The organism is Streptomyces sp. NPDC051310 (assembly GCF_044455245.1).
In the GTDB taxonomy this organism is placed as follows: domain Bacteria; phylum Actinomycetota; class Actinomycetes; order Streptomycetales; family Streptomycetaceae; genus Streptomyces.
In genome coordinates this window covers 174096-186352 of record NZ_JBITEO010000013.1, presented here as the reverse complement: position 1 = coordinate 186352, position 12257 = coordinate 174096, and the positions used below count along the sequence as shown (strand labels likewise).

Here is a 12257-nt window from a genome sequence, read left to right as displayed (position 1 = left end):
GCCCGTACCGCCCGTGCCCGCCGCCGCCCGCGCGGCGGCGGGCACAATGGCACGGTGAACGAGCCCCTCCCCGTACTCCGCGAGGTCGACCAGGGCACCGCCAAGCTCATGCCCGACGTGGACCGTGAGCGGGCCTGGCTCCTGACGATCGACGGCGCGCCCCAGTCGTACGTCGACCTCGACGACCCGGAACACCTGGAGTTCGAGTACGCCCGCCGGCTCGCGCACGCGGTGGACTGCGCGGTGGCGGAGGGGGAGGCCCCGGACGTCCTGCACCTGGGCGGCGGGGCGCTGACCCTGCCGCGCTGGATCGCGGTGACCCGGCCCGGCGCCCGGCAGCACGTGGTGGAGGCGGACCGCGGCCTCATCGCGCTGGTCGAGGAGCACCTGCCGCTGCCCGCCGGGTCCGGGATCACCGTCCACGCCGGGGACGCCCGGGCCCGGCTGGAGGCCGCGCCCCCGCGGTCGGCCGACCTGCTGATCGCGGACGTCTTCGGCGGCTCGCGGGTGCCCGCCCACCTGACGTCGGTCGAGTACGCGCACGCCGCGGAGCGGGTCCTGCGCCCGGGCGGAACCTATCTCGCCAATCTCGCGGACGGGGCGCCGTTCGCCTTCCTCCGCTCCCAGCTGGCGACCTTCGCGGCGGTATTCGAGGAGCTCGCGCTGATCGCCGAGCCGGCGGTGCTGCGCGGCCGGCGGTTCGGCAACGCGGTGCTCGTCGCCTCCCACCGGGAGATCGACACGGCGCTCCTGGCCCGCCGCACGGCGGCGGACGCCTTCCCCGCGCGGGTGGAGCACGGTGCGTCGCTCGCCCGGTTCACCGGCGACGCGGCGGTGGTGCGGGACGGGGACGCGGTCGCGTCACCCGAGCCGCCCGACGGAGCCTTCGGCATCGGCTGACGCCGGTGCGGCGGGACCCGCCGCGATCTCCTTCGTACGCCGCGTCAGATTCCTCACGTCCGGCACCAGCAGCACCAGCGCCGTCGCCACCACGACCAGCGTCGCGCATCCCCACAGCGCCCCGTGGCGGCCGAAGGCGCCCTCCGCCGGGCCGGCCAGCGCGGTCGCCAGGGGCACCATCGCCGTCGAGCCGAACCAGTCGTACGCCGCGACGCGCGACAGCCGGTCCTCCGGGATCTCCTGGTGCAGAGCGGTCATCCACGACACCCCGAAGACCTCGAGCGTCACCCCGCTGACGAACATCACCACCATCAGACCGCCCGCCGGGAGCGGCACGGCCAGCGCGGCCGACGGCAGCGCCAGCGGGAAGACGCACAGCGTGCCGGCCAGCAGCAGCCGCTGCGGCTTCCAGCGCATCATCAGCACCGCGCCGCCGAGCGTGCCGACGCCGAAGGCGGCCAGCGCCAGACCCCAGGGCCGCGCCCCGCCGAGCTCGTCGCGGGCCACCAGCGGCCCGTACACCGACTCCGCCGCCGCGACCACGGCCACGACGACCGAGAACTGCGCGACGATCGCCCACAGCCAGGGCCGGCTCGCGACCTCGGTCCAGCCCTCCCGGAGGTCCTTCCACAGACCTCCTCCCGGCGCGCGGGGCGGGATGTGGCCGACGTCGAGGAAGGCACGCAGGGCGCCCGCCACCGCGAAGGCCACCGCGTCGATCGCCAGCACCCAGCCCGGGCCCACCGCCGCGACCATGGCCCCGCCGAGCGCGGCGCCGCCGATGCCCGCGCCGTTCATGGCCATGCGGAACAGCGCGAAGGCGCGGCCGGCCTGCTCGCCGCTGACGCTGGACATCAGCATGCCCTCGGCGGCCGGGCTGAAGAAGGCCTGTCCGGTGCCGCCGAGCGCGGAGAGCAGCATCATGTGCCACAGCCGGGCGTCACCGGTGAGCACGAGCAGCGCGAAGGCGCCCTGCGAGGCGCAGTTGAGGGCGTTGGCCGCCACCATCACCCGGTGGCGGGGGAGCCGGTCGGCCACCGCGCCGCCGATGAGGAGGAACAGCACGAGCGGCAGGGTGCGGGCCGCCGTCACCAGGCCCACGTCGCCGCCGTCGCCCCCGGACTCCAGTACCGCGAACGCCGAGGCGACGAGCGCGCCGTGGGTGCCCAGGTTGGTGACGACCGCCGCGGCGGTCAGCAGCGTGTAGTTGCGGCCCGCCCACTCGGGGCGGCGGGGCCGGTGGCGCCCGGGTGGCGGGGACGCGGGGTGGGGCGCGGCGGCGGGAGTTGTCACTCCGGGACTATCCCTGCCGGCGCGCCCCGATGCAAAACCGTTTACGCGTGCGCGGACACTGCCTAGGAGACGGACTCGTCCAGCCGCACGGTGCTGAGGATCTTCTGGATGGTCGCGTCCGGCAGCTCGTCCTTGACGCCGTCGGCCCCGAAGAGGACCCAGGTGGCGAAGTCGCCCTTCTTGTTCTTGAAGCTGAACGCGATGGACTTGCCGTCGGTGCTGCACTTGTACGGCTTGGGGGCGCCGGTGGCCGTGGCCGTGGCGATGTGGCCGGTCAGGCCGGAGGCGGAGGTGTACGGCTTCGCCGGGCTCACCTTGATGTGCTGCTTGAGCTTGGCGTCCGGCACGTGCTGCGCGTAGGCCGCGTACACCCACTCCCCGGCCTCGGCGCGGGCGTTGGAGGCAGTGTCCTTGGCGCCCTGCCCGCCGCGGCTGCCGGTGGAGGCCAGGGACTTCTCCTCCTGCCGGCCGTCCTTGTCGGTGTCCTGCGCGCACCACGCGGACCGGAGATAGGCGGGCGCCGACATCATGATGTACGCCGAGCCGTCGCCCTTCTTCTGGTCCTCGAAGCCCGCGCCCACGCCCGGACCCGAGACCTCCCACTCGGCCGGGACGTCGAACAGCGTGCCGTGCTTGGGGTTGGCGACGACCTTCCAGCCCGCGACGGTCGGCTTGGGCGCGTCGGAGCCGTCGCGCGGGTTGTCGAGGGGCGAGGAGCTCGCCGGCGCCGGCGCGGCGCTCTGCGAGGGCTTGGCGTCCCCGCCGGCCGTGCTCGTCTTCTCCCCGTCGTCCTTCAGCACGAGGAAGCCGGTGACACCCGCGGCCACGACGACGGCGGTGGCGGCGACGATCGCGATGGCCGTCGTCCTCCTCCGGTCGGGGCTGCCCGCCGGCACCGGCGCGGCCGGCGGCATGCCCGGCGCCGTGTACTGCGGCGCGGCCGGCTGCTGGTACGGGTTGGGCTGCTGGTACCCGGGCTGTGCGTAGCCGGGCTGCGGCTGCTGAGGCGGCTGCTGCGGATAACCAGGCTGCTGGTACGGGTTGGGCTGCTGGTACCCCGGCTGCTGGTACGGGTTCTGGTCCTGCGGGTTCTGCTCGCCCCCGGGCGGCTGCTGTCCTGGCCACATGGCGAGTAACCATAGAGGGGCGGCGTGAGGGGTGCCACGTCCGCCCCCGGTCCGCCCCGCCCGCGCGGGTTCCCGTACTTGCTACTGCCTGGTAACTTCGGCCCCATGTCCGAGACCCTGCCGAACATCGGCGAGATGCTGCTGGCCACCGTTCCCATGGCCAAGACCCTGAACCTGGAGGTCGTGGAAGCGACCGCCGAGCGAGCCGTGCTGCGGCTCCCCGACCAGAGCGACTTCCACAACCACGTCGGCGGCCCGCACGCGGGGGCGATGTTCACGCTCGGCGAGTCCGCCAGCGGCGCCATCGTCATCGGGGCCTTCGGTGACCAGATGGGCCGGGCCGTGCCGCTCGCCGTCAAGGCCGAGATCGGCTACAAGAAGCTCGCGATGGGCGTGGTCACCGCCACCGCGACGCTGGGCCGCACCAAGGAGGAGGTCGTCGCGGAGCTCGACGCCGGACAGCGCCCCGAGTTCCCGGTGCACATCGCGATCACGCGCGAGGACGGCGCCGTGACCGGAGAGATGACCATCATCTGGACCCTGCGGCCCCAAGGCTAGTTCCCGCGCGCACGCGGCACGCCGCCCCCGCATCCCTCTCCGGGTGCGGGGGCGGCCCTGTCTGACCGCGCGTCAGGCGGATCGTCCCGCATAGTGCGGTTATGTCGGAACCGTACGAGAACGTCTCCCGGCGGACCACCCTCCGCCTCCTCACCGGAGCCGTCGCCGCCGCGGCGGCCACCACCGGAAGCCACGCTCCCCAGGCCCGGGCCACGCCCGGGCACGGCCGCGTGGACCAGCTGCTCGCCCGGCTCACGCTCGACGAGAAGCTCTCCCTCCTCCACGGCGCCAAGGACCCGCACAGCCTCGGCCAGGCCGGCTTCGTCCCCGGCGTACCCCGCCTCGGCATCCCCCCGCTGCGGCTGGCCGACGGCCCCGCCGGCGTACGGCTCAGAACGGCCCGTGCCACCGCCCTGCCCGCCCCGGTCATGCTCGCGAGCGCCTTCGACCCCGCCCTCGCCCGCGAGTACGGCCGCGTCATCGGCCACGAGGGGCGGGCACTCGGCCAGGACGTGCTGCTGTCGCCCATGGTCAACCTGATCCGCACCCCCTACGCCGGGCGGAACTTCGAGACCTTCGCCGAGGACCCGCTCCTCTCCGCCGACCTCGTCGCCGAGGAGATCCGCGGCATCCAGGGCGAGGGCCTGATCGCCACGGTCAAGCACTTCGCCCTCAACAACCAGGAGAAGGACCGCACCACCGTCGACGTACGGGTGGACGAACAGGCCCTGCACGAGACCGAGCTGCGCGGCTTCGAGGCCGCCGTCACCGCCGGCGCCGGAGCGGTCATGGGCGCGTACAACAAGGTCGGCGGGGTCCACGCGTGCGAGAACACCGAGCTGCTCACCGGGATCCTGCGGGACCGGTGGGGCTTCGACGGCTGGGTGATGAGCGACTGGGACGCCACCCACAGCGCCGCCCCCGCCCTCACCGCGGGCCTCGACATGGAGATGCCCTCCGGCCGCTGGTTCGGCGAGCCGCTGCACCGCGCCGTACGGGACGGCACCGTGCCGGAGACCACCGTGGACCGCGCCGTACGCCGGATCCTCACCATCATGGAGCGGTTCGGGCTCCTCGACGGGACCGCACCCGACCGCCCCGCCCGCGACGCGCAGGCCGGCGCCCGCGTCGCGTACCGCGTCGCCGTCGCGGGCGCCACCCTGCTGCGCAACCACGACGCCACCCTGCCGCTCGCCGGCCCCGCCGCCCTCTCCCTCGCCGTCATCGGCCCCACCGGCGCGCTGCCCTTCGTCGGCGGGGGCGGCAGCGCGCACGTCGTGCCCGACCGGGCGGCGAGCCCGCTGGAGGAGATCACCGCCCGCGCGGGCCGGGACGCACGCGTGACGTACGCCCCCGGCGAGGACCTGTACGGCCGGCCGCTCCCCGCCACGGCCCCCGGCGCCCCGTTCGAGGAGGTGACCGTGCCCGCCGGGCGGACGTGGACGTACGACGGGACCCTCATCGCCGAGGAGGCGGACGGGCCCGGCGCGTGGACGTTCCTCGTCCACCACAGCGGCGAGCGGCCGCGCGTCCTCCTCGACGGCACCGACCTCTTCCCCGTGCGCGACGCCATGACCGAGCTCTTCGACGGCTTCGGCCTGGCCGCCACCGCTCCGGACGGCCTCAAGGTCCGCCGCGCCACCCTGGCCGTCACCCCGGGCCGCCACACCCTGCGGGTCGTCGCGAAGGGAGGCGCCAAGGGGCAGGTCGTCCGGCTGCGCCGGATCACCGCCGCCACGCGCGCGGCGGACGTCGCCGACGCCGTCCGGGCGGCCCGCGCCGCGCACAGCGTGGTGCTCTTCGCCTACGAGGACGCCATCGAGGGCCGCGACCGCACCGCCCTCGCGCTGCCGGGCAACCAGGAGACGCTGATCGACGCGGTGACCGCCGCCAACCCGCGCACGACCGTCGTGCTCAACACCTCGTCCGCCGTCACCATGCCGTGGCTGGAACGGACCGGAGCCGTCCTGCAGATGTACTACCCGGGGCAGGAAGGGGCCGCCGCGACCGCGGCCCTGCTGTTCGGCGACACCGACCCCGGGGGCCGGCTCACCCAGACCTTCCCCGTCTCCGACTCCCGCCACCCGACCGCCGGCGACCCCCGCCGCTACCCCGGCAGCGGCGGGGTCCAGGAGTACACGGAGGGCGTCAGGACCGGCTACCGCTGGTACGACGCCGAGGACGTCGAGCCGCTCTTCCCGTTCGGGCACGGCCTGTCGTACACCACGTTCGCGTACGCCGGACTCGTCGTGACACCCGCCCGCGGCGGCGGGCTGACGGCGACCTTCACCGTCCGCAACACGGGCCGCCGCACCGGTGTCACCGTCCCCCAGCTCTACGTCGGCCCCTCGCCCGACCTGGCCCTGGACCAGGCGCCGCGGATCCTCGCGGGGTACCGCCGCCTGGAGCTGCCGCCCGGTCGGATGCGCCGCGTCACCGTGCCCATCGCCGCGCGCACCCTGTCCTGCTGGGACCCGGCGCGGCAGGCCTGGGTGCTCGGGACCGGAACCCGCACCGTACGGCTCGGCACCTCCGCGCGGGACCTGCGGCTGACCGTACGGGCGAGGGTGCTCCCGCTGTGAGGAGGTAGGCTGCCCGGGCGTGCGCGCCGCCGCCGCGCACGCCCGGGCAGCCCCAGGGCACCGGCACCGCAGCCAACCGCAATCGACACGGAGGAGCCGGCGTTGCACGTCCAGGAGTGGCTCGAGACCGTTCCCCCGGTCAGCATCTACCTCCTGGTGGGGGTGGTGATCGGGCTCGAAAGCCTCGGCATCCCGCTGCCGGGCGAGATCGTCCTCGTCAGCTCGGCGCTGCTGGCCTCGCAGCACGGTGACATCAACCCGTACGTCCTCGGCGCGTGCGCGACCGCGGGCGCCATCATCGGCGACTCGATCGGCTACGCCATCGGCCGCAAGGGCGGGCGGCCCCTGCTCGCCTGGCTCGGCGGCAGGTTCCCCAAGCACTTCGGCGAAGCCAACATCGCCATGGCGGAGCGCTCCTTCGAGAAGTGGGGCATGTGGGCCGTCTTCTTCGGCCGGTTCGTGGCGCTGCTGCGGATCTTCGCCGGACCGCTCGCGGGTGTGCTGCGCATGCCGTACTGGAAGTTCGCCATCGCCAACGTCTTCGGCGGGATCCTCTGGGCGGGCGGCACCACGGCCGTCATCTACTCGGTGGGTGTCGTCGCCGAGGCCTGGCTGAAGCGGTTCTCCTGGGTGGGCCTCGTCCTCGCCGTCGTCGTGGGCCTCACATCGATGCTGATCCTCAAGAACCGGGCCAAGAAGGCCGCGGCCCGGGCCGAGGCGAACGGCCCCGCCGTGACCGCCGAGCGCGAACCGGTGCCGGCCGCCGCGGCCGACTGACGGCCCACCGCAGCGCCGGCCCGTCCGGTGCCCCGCCCCGAGCGGGCCGGGGCGCCGGGTGGCCGGGGGGCGTCAGCCCTGGTGGGCGGCGCGGTGGGCCTTGGCCAGGTCCAGGTACATCGCGGCGTTCAGCTTGATGCCCTCGCGCTCCTCGTCCGTCAGCTCCCGCTTGACCTTCGCGGGCACGCCCGCGACCAGCGAGCCCGGCGGCACCCGCATCCCCTGCGGCACCAGCGCCTGGGCCGCGATCAGCGAACCGGCGCCGATGTGGGCACCGTTCAGCACGGTGGCGCCCATGCCCACGAGCACGTCGTCCTCGACCGTGCATCCGTGCAGCACGGCGTTGTGACCGACGGAGACCCGCTCGCCGACCGTCACCGGGAAGCCGGGGTCCACGTGGACCGTGCAGTTGTCCTGGATGTTGCTGTCCGCGCCCAGGACGATCGGCCCGCAGTCGGCGCGCAGCACGGAGTGGTACCAGACGCTCGAACCGGGGGCCATCGTGACTTCGCCGACCACCACGGAGGTCGGCGCGGCGAACGCCTCCGTGTCGATGTCCGGTTCCTTGCCGCCCACCGCGGTGATCAGTGCCCGCTCTGCCATCGCCTGCTCCCTCGGATGCTCATGTGCTGTTCCGTCGCGCCAGGGGAACCGTAAGCGACGGCCCCGGCCGGCCCGGCGGTGGGGCGAACATCACAGGCCGGCGCGCCGGTCCGCCGCGGCCCGGCCCATTACCGTGAGCGGGTGCCGAAGAACAGAAACACGTTCTCATCGCTGACCGCCTGGCGGCGCCGGCTGCTCACGCGTGCCGTACAGGGCGGCTGGCGCTGGGTGCAGGAGACGGGGGCCGTCACCTCCGAACGCCCCGGCAGGCTCAGGTTCCGCGCGCTCGGTGCGGGCACCCGGCTCGCCTTCCCGCAGGGCACCGTCTTCGGCGAGGCCTGGATCGAGATCGGCGAGCACTGCATCATCGCGGAGCAGGTGACCCTCACCGCCGGCATGATGCCCGGCCTCGACCTGGGGTCCGAGCCCGTCCTCGTCCTCGGCAACGGCGTCGTCCTCGGGCGCGGCAGCCACGTCATCGCCGACGGCCGGGTGACCATCGGCGCCGACACCTTCTGCGGCCCGTACGTCTACATCACCTCCACGAACCACAGTTACGACGATCCGCACGAGCCGGTCGGCCGCCAGTGGCCGCGCAGCGAGCCGGTGGAGATCGGCCCCGGCTGCTGGCTCGGCACCGGTGCCGTGATCCTGCCCGGGGCCCGGCTCGGGCGGAACGTGGTGGTCGCCGCCGGGGCCGTGGTGCGTGGCGAGGTGCCCGACCACGCGGTGGTGGCCGGGGCCCCGGCCCGTGTCGTACGCAGCTGGGACGCCGAGAACGGCTGGCAGCCGCCGCTGCGCACGCCCGCCCCCGTGCCCGTCCCTCAGGGGGTCACGCCCGAGCAGCTGCTGGCCCTCGCGGACCTCGACGAGCACGAGATCAGCCGCTGACCGGCCGGTGAGGGCGCGCAGGCGGCTCCCCTGCCTGGCGCGACCCCTGTCCCGGTGCGCCCGGGAACCCCGTCGTCCCTGACGGCCGAGGGGCTCTTCGCCCCCTCACCCCGTGATCGTGGCCGGCCCCGGAGGCCGGCCTGCCACGCGCCGATCAGCCGGTGGCCAGCAGGACCGTGCCCACCAGCGCCAGCCCCGCCCCCGCCGCCTGTACCGCCCGCAGCCGCTCCTTGAGGACGCCCCGCGCGGCCAGCGCCGTCACCACCGGGTAGAGGCTCGCCAGGACGGCGGCCACCGTGACGGGGCCGCTCTGCGCGGCCAGCGCGTACGTGCCGTTCGCGGCGACGTCCGCCAGCCCGACGAACGCGAGCGCGGGCAGCGCGCCCAGGAGCAGGCGCGTCCCGCCGGCCTCCGGCAGCGCCCGGCCGCCCCGCTTCACCGAGGCGTACAGGGCCGCGCCGCCGACCGCGACATTGGTGACGCGCTGGACGAACAGCGCGAGGAACAGGCCGGTGAGCGTGGAGGAGGCCTCGGAGATCAGGGCCATCACCGAGCCGAAGCCGAACGCCGCCACCAGCGTCAGCAGCACCGCCTGCCGCTGGACCGGGGCTCCGCGCAGCTCCGGACCGCCCGCCAGCACCACGCCTGCGACGGCCACGCCGATCCCGGCGAACTGCAGCAGTCCCGGCCGGTCCCCGACCAGCAGGCCGACCGAGACCGGCACGACCACCCCGAGCGAGCCGAGCGGCGAGACCACGCCCATCGGGCCGAGCGCCAGGGCCTTGTAGAAGGCGAGCATGGCGGCCGGTCCCACGGCACCGGCCGCCACTGCGTACCAGAGCCGCGGCCCCGCCTCGCTCCAGCCGCCGGTCGCGACGACGAGGGCGCCGAGCACCACGACGGCGATGATCTGGGAGGCGACCACCACGGTCAGGGCGGGCATGCGCCGGGTGAGCAGCCCGCCGCCGAAGTCGGCCAGTCCCCACAGGAGGCTGGTGGCCAGGGCGAACAGTGCTGTCATGGAATCCTCGCCTCGCGACACGCGCAGTACAGTGCGATGAACAATGGGGTGCAGCCCACCGTAGTGCAATCCATTGAACTCTGTCATCCAAGATAATGGACGGAATGTGTCGGACCTCGATCAGCTCACCCAGTCCCTCGCCCGCAACCTCAAGCGCTGGCGCGGGGAGCGGGGCTTCACTCTCGACGCGCTGGCGGCGCGCGCCGGGGTGAGCCGCGGCATGATCATCCAGATCGAGCAGGCCCGGACGAACCCGAGCGTCGGCACCACCGTGAAGCTCGCCGACGCGCTCGGTGTCTCCATCACCACGCTGCTCGACTACGAGCAGGGCGGGCACGTGCGGATCGTCCCCGAGGAGCAGGCCGTCCGCATGTGGTCCACGGACAAGGGCAGCCACACCACCCTGCTGGTCGGCGCCGAGGCGCGCGGACCGCTGGAGCTGTGGTCATGGACCCTGATGCCCGGGGACGCCCACTCCTCCGACCCGCACCCCGACGGCACGACCGAGCTGCTGCACGTCACCGATGGGGAGCTCACCCTGGTCGTCGACGGCGTCGCCCACCAGGTGCCGGCCGGAACGTCCGCGGTCTTCGAGTCGAACGTCCCGCACGCCTACCGCAACGACGGGGACGAACCGGTCGCGATGACGATGGCCGTCTCCATCCCGCCCGCGCGCTGACGCCCGCCGCCGCCCGCCGGGGCCGGGCCCGGTCCGCGGGGTGCGGGCCGCGCGGGTGTCCGCACGCCGGGACGGCCGCCCGGTGGCGGGCCCGCCGCTGTTAGCGTGACGCGCATGCGCGCACCCATCGGAGACTTCGACGACGCCAGGCCCGCACCCGACTGCCTCGACGGCCTCACCGGGCCCGTGGCCGACGCCGTACGCGCCTGGGAGGGTGACGTGCCCGCCGGGCACCTGCTGTACGTCGACACCGATCCGGCGATCGCCGACACCGCCGTCTTCGTCGAGCACCACGGGCGGGACCTCCTCGACACCTCCGCCAACTGCGTGGTCGTCGCCGCCCGGCGCGGCGGCGAGACCTCGCTCGCCGCCTGCGTGGTCCTCTCCAGCACGCGCGTCGACGTCAACGGCGTCGTACGCAAGCACCTGGGAGCCCGCAAGGCGTCGTTCGCCCCCATGGACACCGCCGTCGGCGCGACCGGCATGGAGTACGGCGGGATCACGCCGATCGGGCTGCCCGGCGACTGGCCGCTGCTGATCGACGCCGCGGTCGTGGACAGGGAGTGGGTGCTGATCGGCAGCGGCCGCCGCCGGGGCAAGCTCATCGTCCCCGGCAAGGCCCTCGCCGGGCTGCCGGGCGCGGTGGTCCTGGACGGCCTCGGAGCGGCCCCCGCGGTCAGCTGAGCTTCGGGATCTCGATGGCGGGGCAGCGGTCCATCACCATGTCCAGGCCCGCGGCGCGCGTACGCTCCAGCGCCGCCTCGTCGATCACTCCGAGCTGGAACCAGACGGCCTTGGCCCCCTTGGCGACCGCTTCGTCGGCGATGCCTCCCGCCAGGTCGCTGTTGACGAAGACGTCCACGACGTCCACGGGGAAGGGGATGTCCGCGAGCGACGCGTACCCCTGCTCCCCGTGGACGGTCTCCGCCTTGGGGTGGACGGGCACGATCCGCTTGCCGAAGCGCTGGAGCACGGCCGCGACGCCGTAGGCCGCCCGCGACCTGTTGGCGGACAGGCCCACCACCGCCCAGGTGTCCCCGGACCCGGTGAGGATCCTGCGGACGGTCTCGTTCTCGTTCTCGCTGTGCACGCCGTACCTCCTGTGGATAGCCCTTGCGCGGTCCCCGGGGTACGAAACCCCCGGTCCCCGCGATTCCTTCCCGCCGGCGGACCGCGCATAAGGTGGCGGGATGCAGGAGCAGTACCGGACGGTCGCCCGCGAGGGCGTGCACGAGACCGAGATCAACCGATCGCGCTTCCTCTGCGCGCTCGCGCCCGCCGCGACCGAGCAGGAGGCGCAGGACTTCGTCGCACGCGTCCGCAGGGAGCACCCGACCGCCACGCACAACTGCTTCGCGTACGTCATCGGCGCCGACGCCGCCGTGCAGAAGGCCAGCGACGACGGCGAGCCGGGCGGCACGGCCGGGGTGCCCATGCTCCAGATGCTCCTGCGACGGGAAGTCCGTTATGTCGCGGCTGTGGTGACCCGCTACTACGGCGGGGTCAAGCTCGGCGCCGGCGGGCTCATCCGGGCCTACGGCGGCGTCGTCGGCGAAGCGCTCGACGCGCTCGGCACCGTCACGCGCCGCCGCTACCGGCTCGCCACCGTCACCGTCGACCACCAGCGCGCCGGCAAGCTGGAGAACGACCTGCGCGCGACCGGGCGGGCCGTGCGTGACGTGCGTTACGCCGAGGCCGTCACCATCGAGGTGGGTCTGCCGGACGCCGACGTCGGCAACTTCCGCGCCTGGCTGGCTGATGCGACGGCCGGGACCGCCGTACTGGAGCTGGGCGGCGAGGCGTACGGAGACGGCTGAAGCCGCCCG

Annotated in this window: 13 protein-coding genes; 8 read left to right on the top strand and 5 right to left on the bottom strand. The window is 74.3% G+C overall.

Annotated elements, in window-relative coordinates:
• Window positions 1–54: 54 nt before the first annotated feature.
• Entirely contained in the window at window positions 55–900 is an 846-nt protein-coding gene (locus ACIA79_RS20840) for a spermidine synthase (protein WP_399429813.1), read from the top strand.
• On the opposite strand, the gene ACIA79_RS20835 is transcribed toward ACIA79_RS20840, so the two are convergent.
• A complete protein-coding gene (locus tag ACIA79_RS20835; RefSeq protein WP_399429812.1) occupies window positions 862–2193 on the bottom strand; it encodes an MFS transporter in 1332 nt (443 codons plus the stop codon). The genes ACIA79_RS20840 and ACIA79_RS20835 overlap by 39 nt on opposite strands.
• Before the next feature lie 62 nt (window positions 2194–2255).
• Window positions 2256–3320, bottom strand: a complete 1065-nt coding sequence (locus tag ACIA79_RS20830; protein WP_399429811.1) for a hypothetical protein — start codon at window positions 3318–3320, stop codon at window positions 2256–2258.
• Between the two features lie 105 nt (window positions 3321–3425).
• Here ACIA79_RS20830 and ACIA79_RS20825 point away from each other — a divergent pair, with 105 nt between their 5' ends.
• From ACIA79_RS20825 to ACIA79_RS20815, 3 genes are all read left to right on the top strand, one after another.
• Window positions 3426–3878, top strand: coding sequence for a DUF4442 domain-containing protein (locus ACIA79_RS20825; protein ID WP_031071442.1), 453 nt, complete (start codon window positions 3426–3428; stop codon window positions 3876–3878).
• Window positions 3879–3979: 101 nt separating this feature from the next.
• Entirely contained in the window at window positions 3980–6460 is a 2481-nt protein-coding gene (locus ACIA79_RS20820) for a beta-glucosidase (protein ID WP_399429810.1), read from the top strand.
• A gap of 102 nt (window positions 6461–6562) precedes the next feature.
• Entirely contained in the window at window positions 6563–7237 is a 675-nt protein-coding gene (locus ACIA79_RS20815; protein ID WP_399429809.1) for a DedA family protein, read from the top strand.
• 72 nt (window positions 7238–7309) lie between these two features.
• Here the strand turns inward: ACIA79_RS20815 and ACIA79_RS20810 are convergent, their stop codons facing one another.
• Complete coding sequence (locus ACIA79_RS20810; protein WP_399429808.1) at window positions 7310–7840, bottom strand: gamma carbonic anhydrase family protein; 531 nt, start codon at window positions 7838–7840, stop codon at window positions 7310–7312.
• A 141-nt stretch (window positions 7841–7981) separates the two neighbouring features.
• Between ACIA79_RS20810 and ACIA79_RS20805 the strand changes: the two genes are divergently transcribed.
• On the top strand, window positions 7982–8731 hold the full coding sequence (locus ACIA79_RS20805; protein WP_399429807.1) for an acyltransferase: 750 nt from the start codon (window positions 7982–7984) through the stop codon (window positions 8729–8731).
• Window positions 8732–8885: 154 nt separating this feature from the next.
• On the opposite strand, the gene ACIA79_RS20800 is transcribed toward ACIA79_RS20805, so the two are convergent.
• Window positions 8886–9752, bottom strand: coding sequence for an EamA family transporter (locus ACIA79_RS20800; RefSeq protein ID WP_399429806.1), 867 nt, complete (start codon window positions 9750–9752; stop codon window positions 8886–8888).
• Between the two features lie 106 nt (window positions 9753–9858).
• Between ACIA79_RS20800 and ACIA79_RS20795 the strand changes: the two genes are divergently transcribed.
• Together ACIA79_RS20795 and ACIA79_RS20790 are read left to right on the top strand one after the other, a co-directional pair.
• Window positions 9859–10431, top strand: a complete 573-nt coding sequence (locus tag ACIA79_RS20795; protein ID WP_399429805.1) for a helix-turn-helix domain-containing protein — start codon at window positions 9859–9861, stop codon at window positions 10429–10431.
• Window positions 10432–10545: 114 nt separating this feature from the next.
• On the top strand, window positions 10546–11115 hold the full coding sequence (locus ACIA79_RS20790; RefSeq protein WP_399429804.1) for a YbaK/EbsC family protein: 570 nt from the start codon (window positions 10546–10548) through the stop codon (window positions 11113–11115).
• Here the strand turns inward: ACIA79_RS20790 and ACIA79_RS20785 are convergent.
• Window positions 11108–11521 carry a CoA-binding protein gene (locus tag ACIA79_RS20785; RefSeq protein ID WP_399429803.1) on the bottom strand — a complete coding sequence of 138 codons (414 nt, stop codon included), beginning with the start codon at window positions 11519–11521 and terminating at the stop codon, window positions 11108–11110. The genes ACIA79_RS20790 and ACIA79_RS20785 overlap by 8 nt on opposite strands.
• A gap of 100 nt (window positions 11522–11621) precedes the next feature.
• Between ACIA79_RS20785 and ACIA79_RS20780 the strand changes: the two genes are divergently transcribed.
• Complete coding sequence (locus ACIA79_RS20780) at window positions 11622–12248, top strand: YigZ family protein (protein WP_399429802.1); 627 nt, start codon at window positions 11622–11624, stop codon at window positions 12246–12248.
• The last annotated feature ends 9 nt before the right edge of the window (window positions 12249–12257 follow it).